Origin of the sequence: Nostoc sp. MS1, assembly GCF_019976755.1 — a bacterium.
Taxonomy (GTDB): domain Bacteria; phylum Cyanobacteriota; class Cyanobacteriia; order Cyanobacteriales; family Nostocaceae; genus Trichormus.
The window spans coordinates 6,407,244-6,420,428 of record NZ_AP023441.1; the positions used below are offsets into that span (position 1 = coordinate 6,407,244).

The window sequence follows — 13,185 nt, forward strand, 5'->3', positions numbered from 1 at the left end:
ATATATTAATGTTTAGATATGGGTAGATAAGTTACTCTGCATGACGATAGTTCCAGTGGGATAACGGCTAGTTTCAGAGGATTCCAACGTCACGAATAATCCAGAAATACCTGTGTCATAAAAGTCGGCAGGCATCCAGAATTTATCTAACACCTTTCCCTGAGAATTAATTTTCACAGTACCACAGGGAATTTTTTCACCATCAGCGATCGCCCAAAGTCGATAAACCTTACCAGTGGGCGGAACTACTAGATTTTGCAAGGCTAAAATTCCTTGCCGTTGTCCTAGATTTACAACAAAGCTACCTGTAGCAGTATCCGATGCCTTGACAGCCTTAAGAGAGAAAAGTTGCGTCTTCTCCTGTTGCAGTAGGGTATTGATGTTACTAGCCATGCTCAAATCCTGTCGCAAGCGATAATTATCTACTCCTAAATACAAAATCAGGAGTGCGGCAACACTACCCATGACGCTTGGCCACAGAAGCCGAGACGGTTTGTGCCTTGAGGGTGGATTAGGAGTGGTAGCGGCAGCCAGGATAGCTCCTTGAAGATGATGAGGCGGTTCCACGCTGTTTAAGCTGTAAACAACCTGGTCTAAGGTTGCCTGAAGCTGCTTAACTTCTGCTACTAATGCTGGATTTTCAGCCAGCAGTTGCTCGAAAACTTCTGCTTCGGCAGGATCAAGGTCGCCCACGACATAGCCAGCTGCCAAGGTTTCGATTGCTTGAGGAGTAAGGGGTTCAGTCATAACCTTAGTCAATGGAGTGTTGTAAAAGTTGTTTTAGTTTTAGGAGTCCCTGGCGAGTCCAGCTTTTCACGCTTCCCAGAGGTTTATGCAGTTGTTGAGCAATTTCTGATTGGCTCAGTCCGGCATCATATGCAAGTTCGATCACCTGTCGTTGCTGATCACTAAGTTGGGTTAATGCCTGCCGTACTTGCTGCGAGCGCTCATTCAAAATAGCCTGCTCAACCGGAGTATGTATTGCTGGTGCAGCAGTGACGCTCTGTCCCCAACGTTGCACTAAATTAAGGGTACGACTGCGCGATCGCAATTTATCAATTGCCCGTGAGCGAGTCATGACAATCAGGTAGCGCATCAAATGACCGTGTTTAGCAGAGTCAACCGGACGCTGCCATAACGACAGAAAAATCTCTTGGGTCAGGTCTTCGGCTTCCGGCTGGTTTTGCAAAACTTTCAGCGCCACTCCATACACCACACTGCCATAGCGATCGTAAAGACACCCTAACGCTGCTGGAAGATGTGCCTCTAGCTCCTCCAAGAGTACGGCATCACTCTTCGATGACGGTTCAGATGAATGGCGATCAGGAGAACTGAGATCCATAAATTCAGGTGAACAGAGCGGGGCTAATTTTTCTGCAAAAATGCTTAATGCCTCTGGCAACTTGAATGCCAATCCTGATTTCATAACTTTTTTTAAACATAGAGCAAACTAACTCTCATCTCTAAAACGATTTATGAAGTTAATTGGATGAGTCTAGGGTCGAAATTTTTTTAGAAGTCGGTTATTTCGTTGTGATTAACTCGCACCCCAAAGCGAACGAACTGCGAACAGTAGTCTAGGAAGGACATTTGAAAAGTTTAAATCCAAAATTACTTCTGAGTCGTTTTAAAGGTAGAGACAAGTAAGTAACTCAGTTAGCGTTCTTTACAGGCAGAAGTTACAACTAAATTCCTGAAATCACGCTAATTTCTTACCCCCTCCTACAGCTTTTAACACTGGGTATTGCACTGCAATGTCCCGGCAAAATTTATGTCTTCAAGGGAGCAACGCTCTTGTTTGGCAGTTTGGATTCGACCAAATTGTCTGAAACTTTGTGCTGCATCCGGGCATTGAAGCTCAGTAAAACTGCTGTAGCTAAACAACCAATCTTAGAGGTAATTCTATGCGAGGCTCTAGTTCTATTATGTTAACAACATTGCTGCTATTTACCGCCATTTTGCCTGCTGCGGCGCAGAGTCAAACTGCACCAACCAGCTTCAATCCCTACGTGGCAAACCAACTTTCTACAAACCATCTAAATTCATTTAATCTGGCAACTCTTGCGTATCAAGGCTACTTAAAAGACCAAGGCATTCCCAGCAATGGTGCATTGATGTCAGCAATCGCTTCTGGAACAATCACGGCGCAAAAAATTATTCAAGCTGCTGTTAAAGCAAATCGCCTACCTGAGCAAACACTCTTAGATCAAGGTTATCGCCGTAACCTTGAAGATCAACTACAAGGATTTACACAAGACTAAAAATTAAGATGATAAAAAACACATTTCGCAAGTATCATCGACTAATTGCCACACTCTTTTGTTTGCCATTACTCTTTACTGCTGTTACTGGTACTAGCATTGCCATCGCCGACACATGGTTGCATCAAGAAGAGCTGGCTGGATTTTTAATCACTGTTCACACCTGGCAAATCTTCAAACTTGATGCCATTGTGCCAGTTTTAAATGGGTTAGGTCTAATTGGCTTAGTGGCTACCGGAGTGAGTATGACTGGACTGTTTACTAAACGCCGTCAACCAAAGCGCATGGAAGAACGCCCATGAAATACATTTCTTATTTTTTCATAGCGATCGCTAGTGCTTTTATGGTCATCCTGTTGTCGTTGTCATCCTGTAGTCCGAATCCCAAGACAACGATTAGCCAACCAATAGTGATGAAAGAGCAACCCCAAACTAGCGCCCAAGCTGCCGATGCTACAGTCAAAATCCGTAATTTCAAATTTGAGCCAGCGAATTTGGCGATCACCGTTGGTAAAACTGTTCAATTTATTAATGTGGATGAAGAACCCCACACGGCTACAGCTACGGATGGTACTTTCAACTCTAAAGCACTGGATACCAATCAAACCTGGAACTACACCGCTACTAAACCGGGTACTTATCCCTATATTTGCTCCGTTCATCCCTTTATGAAAGGGACGTTGACAGTAACAAATAAGAAAAACTAACCAGAGGAATACCAATGGAACGCAGAAAGTTTCTGGAACACGTAGGCTGGACAGGACTCGGCATTGTCTGGGCTGTTGGTGGAAATGGCTTATTAACTGCCTGTCAGGTGGAACAACCAGATGCTCAAAAATCATCTACAGCTTTACCGTTTTCCTTCGTTCAAATTAGCGATACGCACATCGGTTTCAAAAAACCTGCAAATGAACACGTAACCGATACACTTCAGAAAACGATCAATGCGATCAATGCCTTATCCACTCCACCAGCCTTTGTCATTCATACGGGAGATATCTCCCATTTGTCTAAACCAGAAGAATTTGATCTGGCCAAACAACTACTTTCTCAATTGAAAGTCCCACTGTTTACCCTACCAGGGGAACACGATACCATTGGCGATCGCGGCAAAGCCTACGAGTCAGCCTTTAACCGCAAGGATGTCAAAGAAGGTTTACAGGTTTGGGATCAGGCGGGAATTCACTTTGTCTCCTTAACCAATGTGCTAGATTTTGGGGCAACTGGTACGGGCAAACTAGGTCAGGCACAATTGGACTTGCTCTCCAAAGATTTGGCAACGCAGAAAAAGGATACACCTCTAGTTGTTTTCAGCCATATTCCCCTATATGACCTTTATCCCAAATGGGGATGGGCAACTGCCGATTCGGCTTCGTTGCTCTCACTTCTATCTCGTTTTACATCGGTCACAGTATTAACGGGACATATCCATCAAGTAATTGAACATAGCGAAGGCAATATTCGCTTCCACACTGCTGCGGCCACTGCCTATCCTCTTCCCGCTCCAGGTCACGGTGATCAACCTGCTCCAGTCAAGCTAAACGAGAATAATCTCTTGGCAGTGCTTGGATTCCGTACAGTTGAGGTAATTTCCCTTAAAGATACTAGAGTTGACCAACATACTCTGGGCTAGAAATATAGTTCAACTACTGTCTGGTGTAAACGCATCAACGGTTAACTACGATTCTTAAAACTCACTTTAAGTCACGCCTCTATTTGATGAAATATCACATAGTAAAAACTGGCGGAAACTATTTCTGTACAAGAATTACAGCGTTATTGTGCCAATTTTCTCAAATTGGCACAATCATACCTATAAGGCTATACTGTTTCACTAACTTTTACTCTCTACCAATACCTTTGCCAAATTACGAGGGTTCAACGCCCGTAGAAACGGGATGAATACGTCCTAAAGAAGTAAGCTTGGCAAAAATCTGGTTTAATAAAATAGGCTCAGGGATTTCTGGAAGCATTTTCAAGATTTCATGGACATATCGAAAGCCACGATAATGAGCCTTAAGGTCAATAATGCCGGAGTCGGGATTAAGGGTGCGGAAATCAGCGAGAAGATGATGAGATAAATTAACCATAAAGAATGCGCTTATTAGCAGCATTAGTAACCGCAGTTTGACCGATGTTCATAAAGTCTTCCAATCCCCAAAATTGCTTGGCATCACGGAAGTTAAACTCGATTTGAAAGCGCAGTTTGTAGTAGTCAATTATTTTCTCAGATGACAATTTTAGGTCACTAGAAAAAAGAATGACGTGACTGCGAGCATTAGTTTTAAGATTGGTTTTCACCAAAATAACTACATTCAGAGGCTGGGCAAATTCTTTGTGCAGTAAACTAGCTTGGTAAGTATCGGTTTGGATATTCTCTTCAATAATACTTTGACGCAAATATTCATTAGAAATATTACTCCAGTCCAGTTTATCTCCGTATTTACGGCGTGAACGATGATTGGGGTCAGGATTTTGATAAGGTATGTATAATGCGGAATCGTGGCGTAGCTTGGAAATTATATGTAAGTTTACTTGTCGAGCCATCTGCAAAGCATTATTGTTTCCAAAATGACCATCTAAAACTAAGTAACTCAAGGGGATAAAGTTAGCTATTAACTTGAGTAACTCATTAATCATCTTCTTAATTCTTAGTAATTCAGATGTAAGAATTACCTCTGTTTTATTCTTGTTCTTGCTCCCTTTCGGTCGTCCACGCTTATGTTTCTCTTTCTTGTTTATTTCTGGGGTTGTTGATGAGCTACTTTTTTCTATATTGCTCTTTATCACCTGTTCTATCCCAATTGGAAATGAGTGCCTTCGCTCAACACTTATTAATGACAATGTGAAGAAAGATATTCCTGATATAGGTTTGCTGATCAGACTGGAAAAGAACCTATCCAACCCATAAGTTTCTTTACCTGCCTTACTGACTACAACTTCATCTCCTGCAAGCAAATATACCTCATTTGCACGGAACAAATGCTTACGGAAAAATAGCCAAAACAACGTCGCCCAAGGTATTACTGTCTGAAAGAATCTTAATATCGTCCGATAGCTACCACCAGTGCCTGCCCAACGCGAGATTCCCAACATCGTGACTCGCCCGCTCATCGTTAACATAGCCAGGATTATTTGGTTAAATTGCCGCATTGTTGTGGCGTTGATCTGCGGTAGCAGGCATTGTAACAATGATAAGATATCGGGCATGGGCGAATTGTAGCTTTTGAGTTGTCGTTTTGAGAGACAATAACTCTACTACGAAACGCCCTACCTCTTCATGCTCTTATTTTGGCAACGGTATTGAAGTACCGTAATGATTAATGCTGGTGAGACTAATCCCACACTGGGGACTCCTGGTGTGATTGCCTTTGAACATCTCGATAACCCTATTGCCCCAGTGATACTTGAGGCATTTCAAGCACTTCCTTTCATCCCGCAAGGTTTGATTCCTGTTCTTGGTCAGGGAATTTCCAAACCAGAGGGCTATCTTACCTATAATTTCTCTACTGGGTCAGCAGATTTGTTCTGGTCTAGTAACTCGGCCGACCGTCAGAAAAATGCTCAAGCTCTCTTGTATACTTACCAACGACTCAACCAAGCCAATGGTACAAATCTAGCTGCACCGCCTGACTACAGTAGTACCGCACACCCGCTTGGTGGGGCAATCATTGGACAAGTATGCAACACTCATGGGCAGGTTTTTGGTTATCCCAACTTGTTTGTTGTTGATGGTGCGCTTATTCCTGGTTCAACAGCCTGCTCAAATCCTTCGTTGACTATTGCAGCTCTGGCAGAACGGAGTATGGATCACTTTCTCAACCGGATTCCTGATTATCGAAAAAAATAACCGCTACAAAAGTTGATTGAATTAATTTAACCTTAGAAATTTGTAAGAAGTTAAATATTGTTAGCAAGTAGCATCTTAGAGTAGTAGTTGGCATATTGGAGTAACTGTCCGTTTATGGCGGCTAAATATGGACAGTTCCCTGACTCAAACTTTGTAGACATTTCTAAAAGTTCGGTTCAGCATCAAGATTTACAAGCATTTTAGTGGCAAGGTAGCCAGATTTTACCTTCAGTCACATACAATGCAAGGGTGTTAGTTCTAAAGTGCAACGCCAGCGATCGCGCTCGACATGGTAAACAATCCTCAGTTTGACAACCTACCGCCAATCAAGTTGATCCACATTCAGGATCAAGCGCCATCAACCCTACAGGGAAAATCTAGAAGCAGGGAAAGAAAAATATCTTTACCCACAGATATACGCTGGATCAAGGTATTAGAATTTCTTCGCAGCACAAATCTTGCACCAAACAGCCGAAAATTGTACGAACGCGAACTAAAGCGATTCTTGGGATGGACTCAACAGCACTATCATGAGCTACGCCCACGTCACTTGGGATTGTACAGGGAATATCTGCGGGATGAGGTCAAAACTGATTCAGGTAAGCCCCTGTCAAAAGCAAGTATTAATGCTGGGGTTGCTGCACTCAAAAGCTTCTTTAAATGGATGTGTTACACATATCCTGAAGTCGTAACAACTAATCCCACACTAGGGATAAAGCTAGAAAAAGTGCCACTGCCTCCAGCCCAAAGCCTAACTGACGAGCAGATGGAGCGCGTTTGGTCAGCGTTAGAATTGTTGGGAGAGACAAAAGGGCGCGATACAGCACTTGTCCACATACTCAGCCACGGACTCCGCGCTGGGGAAATTGTACAGTTAAATGTTGGTTCCTTCGATGGCAAGCTGCTGTTTTTACCTGATACCAAAACCAATGAACCACGCTTAGTTCCATTACGTAAAGAAAGCCGCGACGTGTTAGAAGAATATTTGCGATCGCGGCAACAACAAGGTGAAGAACTAAATAGCCTCACCCCGTTGATGGTTTCGTACCATGCGTCATATAAGGGCGATCGCTTGAGTTACCACGGCATTTACTTCGCAGTCGAGAAAATAGGTGAGATTGCAGGCATTGAAGATTTACACCCGCACCAGTTCCGCCATACCTACGCCACGGAGTTATTGCTATTGGGTGTTGACCCCAGCCATGCGAGAAAACTGACGGGACATCAAAGTGAGAAAGCGTTCCGGCGCTATACATTGCGGAGCGAACAAGAAGCAGCGATCGCTGCTTCTTACCGTGCTATCGGGGAAGACGAAGCGGAGTGAGGAATGCCAAAGCCACTTGACCCCAAATGCCAGTTATGTGCCAAGTTACCAACATCTAAAGCTAAGGTATTGCATGGGCCAGAAGGTGATGGCTGTTGGAATCCAAAGGTTTGCCACAATCGCCGTTCATTCTACCGCAACCGAACTAAAGATGATTCTCTTCAAATTGAGGCGATCGCCATTGCACCACCAGAAACATATTTCGCCGTGTTGTACTTGTACAAAGACCCTGGCGATAAACCCTTACACGCCTTGGGCGCTGAGTTGTGGCTGGGGCAAAAACCAATATGCCGTCTGGAGCCGATTCACTGTTTTGGACTGACGGCTGGGAAAATCCGGGCGTACACTGACAAGGTGTTACAGGCGTTTGCTAAAGAATATAATGTTACGCTTTACCAATATAAAGAATTGTTTGAAATCAGTCCTACTCACTGCCCAGTAAGACCCTGCCCATTGCACCCGGAACCATGACCGCATACCGACAGTTGACAATCTGGGATATTCTTGATGAGATATCCGAAGCGCCACCCACCTCTTCACTGGCTGCGGTATGGGAATGTTTAGATACGGAGCTAGAGGATTTATCAGTAGAGGCACAATTAGTAACAGCTGCTGCCGCCTTTTCCCAAATCGCAGATATTCTCAGAACCCGCGCCCAGTTGTTATTAGAGGATGTCCGCGCCCAGAGCGATACTGATGGGCCAGTCATCAGCACAGATATCTTTGCTGGTTTGGTGAGAACAACCATGCAACTAGATTTAGATGACCTGATCGAAGAACAACCACCGCAGAGCTTTAGACCGCATGGGCCGCATCATTTTACTCATCCTATTACTAGTGGTGATTCAGTAGCCGCACCTGTGGAGAAAGAGAATGTCCTGGCAATGCTGGAGATTCAGACGGTAGAGGATGTACATCGGCTGGCGGGGGATGAAGATGTGGATAAGTGGCAAAGGGCGATCGCTCAGTATTTAGTGCAAGTCAAAGATGAGATTGCCCTGCCGAAGCTGCAACGCAAGTTGAAGATGCCGATGGTTGAGGTCTGGCTGGGGCTGCTGCTTGGTGGATTTGCACTAGAACAGCGTGGGGAGTTTTACGAGAACAACAATGTTTGGGTAATGGGAGATTCTTCTGGGAGCTTGATGCAAGAATAATGATATTGTCAAGGTAGCTATAAAGGTAAATCTCTTAAGAAGCTTTAAAAGTTAGCTTTTGTTGACCTAGACAGTAAACATGAGCAATACGGGCAAGGGAAAGAAACTAGCATCCTTTAACTGTGACCAAAAGATGTGGGAGCGTTTTATTCTTCGCTGTCAATCTAAGGGAACAACAGCCACAGCCACACTTACCCATTTTATCCAGATGTACCTTGACGGTTCTCTTGACAACCTTGATGCAGTTGCTGATCATGACGTGGAGAAAAACGGGTTGAACTCCAGGATAAAAGAGATTGTTGAGGAATACTTACGCCACAATTTAACTGACAATTTCAGTAGTGGTGATGCCCAAACAATATCAGCTATTTACTCTCGACTTGATCAGCTTGAAGTTCAAATTAATAATAAGTCGAGAAGCATCGAAACACAGTCTCATTCCCAACCGGATGAGTTGGGGCAGAAAATTGAATCGATGACTTCGCGTATAGAACAGTTAGCTGATGCGATTAGAAAAATTCAAATTTATCTGAATAATCAACCGAAGCAGCGCGGTAAATCATATGGTAGAAGCGCATATGCTCAAGCTTCTACTCCCCGGATGAAGCCCTTAACAGAAGTTGCTTTGGCTTCGCGCCTTGGTGTTAACGTGGAAACTCTGCGTGAACAGACAGTAAAGTTGCCACCACCACTTTTTGTATCTTGGTGTAAGGGCAAGGATAGTTCAAGCATGGGATGGGAATTTAACGAAGAAACAGGTTTTTATCATCCAGCAACTTAAACCCCAGTAGGAATTGGAGAGTAGGGAGATAGGGGAGATGAGGAATGGGTAATGAGTAATGGGAAAAAATAACTATGGACTATGGACTATGGACTGTTATACATTGAAAAATTATTTGTCAGTTTTCAACAATTATTGTCAAGGCACTCAATTTTTTGAGTTCTGTGCAATTAGAGTTATGCCTTGATTACTTATTGAAGTCGGTGCAAGTAAGAAAGCCAATTAAGAAAAATTTTATTACTCTACTAAAAAGCTTTATTTGTAAGGATTATAGCCGCCAATGCTGTGCAACTTCCTTGCGAAGCCGAAGCTAGATTGGCCTTGATAAGAGATTGACTAAATTAAAGTCTCGTTATTGATATCAAATTTCAAAGGCTATTCCCATCAGTAGATGAACTGAAATTTTTACTAAATAAACTATTGAAACAGGCGCGAGTGAATGAGTCATCAAGTGCCATCATCAGCTAAAAAACAAATTTAATAGTGACTACCAACTATTTTTGACCAAACCCAGCATCAACCATTTAACAGCTATGCACAATCCTCTAATTCTGATGCTCGTTACAGTCACTATTTTTTTTCTGATGTTAGCACTAGGGAGCAAACTCTCTGTTGATGATATCCTCTGTTTCTGGCGAAAACCTGCCTTAGTATTGCGTGCGCTTCTAGCAGTGTTGCTGCTTGTTCCTCTAGAGGTTATTGTGCTGATGAAATTTTTTCACTTACTGCCGGAAGTGACGATAGGATTAGCTTTATTAGCATCTGCTCCAGGTGCGCCTCTAAGCACAAAGCGAGCGCAAATTGCTGGAGGCAGCTTAGTTTATGCTGCAAGTCTTCAGCTTACCCTAGCAATACTTGCGGTTTTTGTGACTCCCTCTACCTTGGCGATTTTTGACATCTTATTTGCAGATATTTCGCAAAAAGTGGCAATTTTAGATGTTGCCCGACAAGTGATAATAGTGCAAATATTGCCTGTGAGTCTCGGTCTTTTCATCAACAAGTTCGCGCCTACATTTGCTCAAAAAATAGCCCAACCCTTAACTTTGATAGCTGATAGTCTCTTTTTAGTGCTGGTTATTTTGGTGTGCATCTTCGGACTACCATTGTTGTACAAGCTTTGGGTATTACCACTCGAAGCGATCGCCATTATGGTGATTGCCTCTCTAGGAATTGGACACGCTTTCGGCAGACTTGATCATGATAGCCGCTCTACCTTGGCGATTTTCTGTGTTGCTCGCAATTTTGGTTTAGCTTTGTTTATTGCAATTTTGAATCATGTAGAGCAGCAGGTGATACCAACGCTAGTGGCTTACTTAATTTTGGGAACCTGTATCTGTGTTCCTTACTCCATCTGGAATAAGCGCAGATTAGCTGAAAACCCATCATGAGTCAACACACTAGATATTGGGGGTAGGGTGTAGTGAAAACTGCATATTTCAGGAGTTTAACTCTATGTCTGTGCGCGAATATAAACCCGGAAACACTTTCCCAGGCGTGATAGGACGGACGGTTGATGACTCCAGTCCGGCTTGGCCAGAACCTTTGCGAGCCAAAGAAGGCTTACCAAACGTGCTATTTATCGTCTTTGATGATACAGGCTTTGGGCAATTTGGGTGCTACGGCAGTCCCATCAACACACCCAACCTAGACGCACTAGCTGCCAATGGCTTGCGCTATAACAATTTACACACAACAGCGTTGTGTTCACCCACCCGCTCTTGTCTTCTGACTGGGCGCAATCACCATTCCAACGCTATGGCCTGCATTACAGAAGGGTCTACTGGTTATCCAGGTAGCAATGGGAATATTCCCTTTGAGAATGGGTTTCTTTCAGAAATATTACTACACAAAGGCTATAACACTTATGCGCTCGGCAAATGGCATTTAACCCCCGCCGACCAAATATCTGCGGCTGGCCCCTATGACCGTTGGCCTCTCGGTCGTGGTTTTGAACGTTTTTATGGTTTTCTCGGTGGAGAAACTCACCAGTATTATCCAGATTTGGTTTATGATAACCACACCGTTCAGCCAGAAAAGACCCCCGCACAAGGCTATCATTTGACCGCAGACTTAATAGACAAAGCAATTAGCTTTATTGCTGATGCCAAGCAGGTTGCCCCCAATAAACCCTTTTTCATGTATTTCTGTCCTGGAGCCATGCACGCCCCTCATCATGTGCCAAAAGAATGGGCTGATGCCTACGCTGGGCAATTTGATAATGGTTGGGAAGCTTATAGGGAAAAGGTTTTTGCTCGTCAGCAGCAAATGGGCATTGTCCCGGCTAACACAGAACTATCGCGCCATGACCCCGATGTTGCATACTGGGATTCTCTCTCAACAGCAGAAAAACGGCTTTATGCCCGGATGATGGAAGTCTTTGCGGGATTTCTCACCCATACTGACTATCACATCGGTCGCTTACTCGATTTCCTCAAAACTATTGGTGAGTTCGATAATACTCTAATTATGGTCATCTCAGACAATGGAGCAAGTTCTGAAGGTGGGCCGACTGGTTCAGTTAATGAAAATCTATTTTTTAACAATGTGCCAGAGTCTTTAGAAGAAAACCTCAAAGCATTGGATAAACTGGGTAGTGCAGAAACTTTCAACCATTATGCTTGGGGCTGGACTTGGGCAGGTAACACGCCTTTTCGTCGCTGGAAACGGGAAACTTATCGGGGTGGAATTAGCGACCCCTTAATAGTCCATTGGACTCAAGGTATCAAGACAAAAGGTGAAATCCGTACTCAGTATGCCCATGCCATTGACCTAGTACCAACGGTACTTGACCTACTAGAAATTGAACCACCAACAACCATTAGGGGTGTCACCCAATCCCCCATTGAAGGTGTCAGCTTTGCCCATACTTTTAATAATAGTGATGCACCCACTAAACACCTGACGCAATATTTTGAGATGATGGGACATCGTTCGCTTTACCATGATGGCTGGCGGGCTGTTTGTCCTTGGCCTGGCCCCTCATTTACAGAAGCAGATCGGTTTTTTGGTGCGCCCATCTCGGCAGAAACTTTGACAGACTTGGACACCTATCATTGGGAACTGTATCACGTTGCTCAGGATTTTGCTGAAAATCACAACATTGCTACAGACAACCGCCCCAAGTTGATTGAGATGATTGCCACTTGGTATGTAGAGGCGGGTAAATATCATGTGTTACCTGTGGATGGAAGGGGTGTACAACGATTTGCACAAGAACGTCCTCAGATTTCTGTCAATCGTAGCCGCTATACTTACTATCCTGATACTCAGCCAATACCAGCCAATTGTGCTGTCAAGTTGCTCAATCGTTCCCACAGTATTACAGCAGATGTAGAAATTCCTATAAGTGGCGCACAAGGAGTATTACTTGCTCACGGCGGTAATGATAGTGGCTACTCCTTTTATATCAAAGATGCTAAACTGCACTGGGTTCATAATTATGTAGGGCGATCACTCTACCATGTCGAGTCTGAGTCATTAATCTCCGAGGGTCGGCACCATTTACGTTTTGAGTTTAAAGTGACTGGTCAGCCAGATTTAGCCAAGGGGAAAGGATCTCCTGGCCACACCCTACTTTATATCGATGGGAAATTAGTTGGACAAGCGGATATTCCTGTAACTACTCCCTTAGCACTAGGTCTAACCAGTGGTGTTACCTGTGGGATAGCCCCTGGTGCGCCTGTCACACCCGATTATGAACCACCCTTCAAGTTTACGGGCAAGATTCATAGCGTGATAGTTGATGTTAGTGGAGATTTGATTCAAGACCGTGAGGCCGAAATGCGTGTCATAATGGCACGACAGTAGCAACAAGAG

At 43.9% G+C, this 13,185-nt stretch carries 13 protein-coding genes and 1 pseudogene; 11 read left to right on the forward strand and 3 right to left on the reverse strand.

All coding sequences use genetic code 11. The features are described from left to right. Positions 1-12: 12 nt before the first annotated feature. The gene (locus NSMS1_RS27715; RefSeq protein ID WP_224087850.1) at positions 13-747 is read right to left on the reverse strand and encodes an anti-sigma factor domain-containing protein; all 735 of its coding nucleotides are present in this window, start codon (positions 745-747) and stop codon (positions 13-15) included. Positions 748-751: 4 nt separating this feature from the next. Next, the gene (locus NSMS1_RS27720; RefSeq protein WP_224087851.1) at positions 752-1,426 is read right to left on the reverse strand and encodes a sigma-70 family RNA polymerase sigma factor; all 675 of its coding nucleotides are present in this window, start codon (positions 1,424-1,426) and stop codon (positions 752-754) included. Positions 1,427-1,904: 478 nt separating this feature from the next. On the opposite strand from NSMS1_RS27720, the gene NSMS1_RS27725 reads away from it, so the two are divergent. The 4 genes from NSMS1_RS27725 to NSMS1_RS27740 are packed head-to-tail and all read left to right on the forward strand — an operon-like array spanning position 1,905 to position 3,893. Then, a complete protein-coding gene (locus tag NSMS1_RS27725) occupies positions 1,905-2,261 on the forward strand; it encodes a hypothetical protein (RefSeq protein WP_224087852.1) in 357 nt (118 codons plus the stop codon). An 8-nt stretch (positions 2,262-2,269) separates the two neighbouring features. Further along, the gene (locus tag NSMS1_RS27730; protein ID WP_317986552.1) at positions 2,270-2,563 is read left to right on the forward strand and encodes a peptidase; all 294 of its coding nucleotides are present in this window, start codon (positions 2,270-2,272) and stop codon (positions 2,561-2,563) included. Beyond that, positions 2,560-2,967 carry a cupredoxin family copper-binding protein gene (locus NSMS1_RS27735; protein WP_224087853.1) on the forward strand — a complete coding sequence of 136 codons (408 nt, stop codon included), beginning with the start codon at positions 2,560-2,562 and terminating at the stop codon, positions 2,965-2,967. Before NSMS1_RS27730 ends, NSMS1_RS27735 begins: the two co-directional genes overlap by 4 nt. A gap of 14 nt (positions 2,968-2,981) precedes the next feature. Next, entirely contained in the window at positions 2,982-3,893 is a 912-nt protein-coding gene (locus NSMS1_RS27740; protein WP_224087854.1) for a metallophosphoesterase family protein, read from the forward strand. A 235-nt stretch (positions 3,894-4,128) separates the two neighbouring features. Here NSMS1_RS27740 and NSMS1_RS27745 read toward each other — a convergent pair. Then, positions 4,129-5,470, reverse strand: a pseudogene (locus NSMS1_RS27745) (transposase). A gap of 106 nt (positions 5,471-5,576) precedes the next feature. On the opposite strand from NSMS1_RS27745, the gene NSMS1_RS27750 reads away from it, so the two are divergent. The 7 genes from NSMS1_RS27750 (at position 5,577) to NSMS1_RS27780 (ending at position 13,176) form a co-directional block, all read left to right on the forward strand. Continuing rightward, a complete protein-coding gene (locus NSMS1_RS27750; protein ID WP_317986553.1) occupies positions 5,577-6,110 on the forward strand; it encodes a GMC oxidoreductase in 534 nt (177 codons plus the stop codon). Positions 6,111-6,399: 289 nt separating this feature from the next. Beyond that, complete coding sequence (locus NSMS1_RS27755) at positions 6,400-7,434, forward strand: tyrosine-type recombinase/integrase (RefSeq protein WP_224087855.1); 1,035 nt, start codon at positions 6,400-6,402, stop codon at positions 7,432-7,434. A gap of 3 nt (positions 7,435-7,437) precedes the next feature. Further along, entirely contained in the window at positions 7,438-7,905 is a 468-nt protein-coding gene (locus NSMS1_RS27760; RefSeq protein WP_224087856.1) for a hypothetical protein, read from the forward strand. Beyond that, complete coding sequence (locus NSMS1_RS27765) at positions 7,902-8,588, forward strand: hypothetical protein (RefSeq protein WP_224087857.1); 687 nt, start codon at positions 7,902-7,904, stop codon at positions 8,586-8,588. The genes NSMS1_RS27760 and NSMS1_RS27765 overlap by 4 nt, the downstream gene beginning before the upstream one ends. A gap of 79 nt (positions 8,589-8,667) precedes the next feature. Continuing rightward, positions 8,668-9,369 (forward strand): hypothetical protein, encoded by a 702-nt coding sequence (locus NSMS1_RS27770; protein ID WP_224087858.1) that lies wholly within the window; start codon positions 8,668-8,670, stop codon positions 9,367-9,369. 500 nt (positions 9,370-9,869) lie between these two features. Continuing rightward, entirely contained in the window at positions 9,870-10,757 is an 888-nt protein-coding gene (locus NSMS1_RS27775; RefSeq protein WP_224087859.1) for a bile acid:sodium symporter family protein, read from the forward strand. Between the two features lie 64 nt (positions 10,758-10,821). Beyond that, positions 10,822-13,176, forward strand: coding sequence for an arylsulfatase (locus NSMS1_RS27780; RefSeq protein WP_224087860.1), 2,355 nt, complete (start codon positions 10,822-10,824; stop codon positions 13,174-13,176). Positions 13,177-13,185 lie beyond the last annotated feature (9 nt).

What these genes read in the sequence shown, in the direction of transcription:
- NSMS1_RS27715 (WP_224087850.1), bottom strand. Translation starts at nt 747, where the DNA reads ATGACTGAACCCCTTACTCCTCAAGCAATCGAAACCTTGGCAGCTGGC.
- NSMS1_RS27720 (WP_224087851.1), bottom strand. Translation starts at nt 1,426, where the DNA reads ATGAAATCAGGATTGGCATTCAAGTTGCCAGAGGCATTAAGCATTTTT.
- NSMS1_RS27725 (WP_224087852.1), top strand. Translation starts at nt 1,905, where the DNA reads ATGCGAGGCTCTAGTTCTATTATGTTAACAACATTGCTGCTATTTACC.
- NSMS1_RS27730 (WP_317986552.1), top strand. Translation starts at nt 2,270, where the DNA reads ATGATAAAAAACACATTTCGCAAGTATCATCGACTAATTGCCACACTC.
- NSMS1_RS27735 (WP_224087853.1), top strand. Translation starts at nt 2,560, where the DNA reads ATGAAATACATTTCTTATTTTTTCATAGCGATCGCTAGTGCTTTTATG.
- NSMS1_RS27740 (WP_224087854.1), top strand. Translation starts at nt 2,982, where the DNA reads ATGGAACGCAGAAAGTTTCTGGAACACGTAGGCTGGACAGGACTCGGC.
- NSMS1_RS27750 (WP_317986553.1), top strand. Translation starts at nt 5,577, where the DNA reads ATGATTAATGCTGGTGAGACTAATCCCACACTGGGGACTCCTGGTGTG.
- NSMS1_RS27755 (WP_224087855.1), top strand. Translation starts at nt 6,400, where the DNA reads ATGGTAAACAATCCTCAGTTTGACAACCTACCGCCAATCAAGTTGATC.
- NSMS1_RS27760 (WP_224087856.1), top strand. Translation starts at nt 7,438, where the DNA reads ATGCCAAAGCCACTTGACCCCAAATGCCAGTTATGTGCCAAGTTACCA.
- NSMS1_RS27765 (WP_224087857.1), top strand. Translation starts at nt 7,902, where the DNA reads ATGACCGCATACCGACAGTTGACAATCTGGGATATTCTTGATGAGATA.
- NSMS1_RS27770 (WP_224087858.1), top strand. Translation starts at nt 8,668, where the DNA reads ATGAGCAATACGGGCAAGGGAAAGAAACTAGCATCCTTTAACTGTGAC.
- NSMS1_RS27780 (WP_224087860.1), top strand. Translation starts at nt 10,822, where the DNA reads ATGTCTGTGCGCGAATATAAACCCGGAAACACTTTCCCAGGCGTGATA.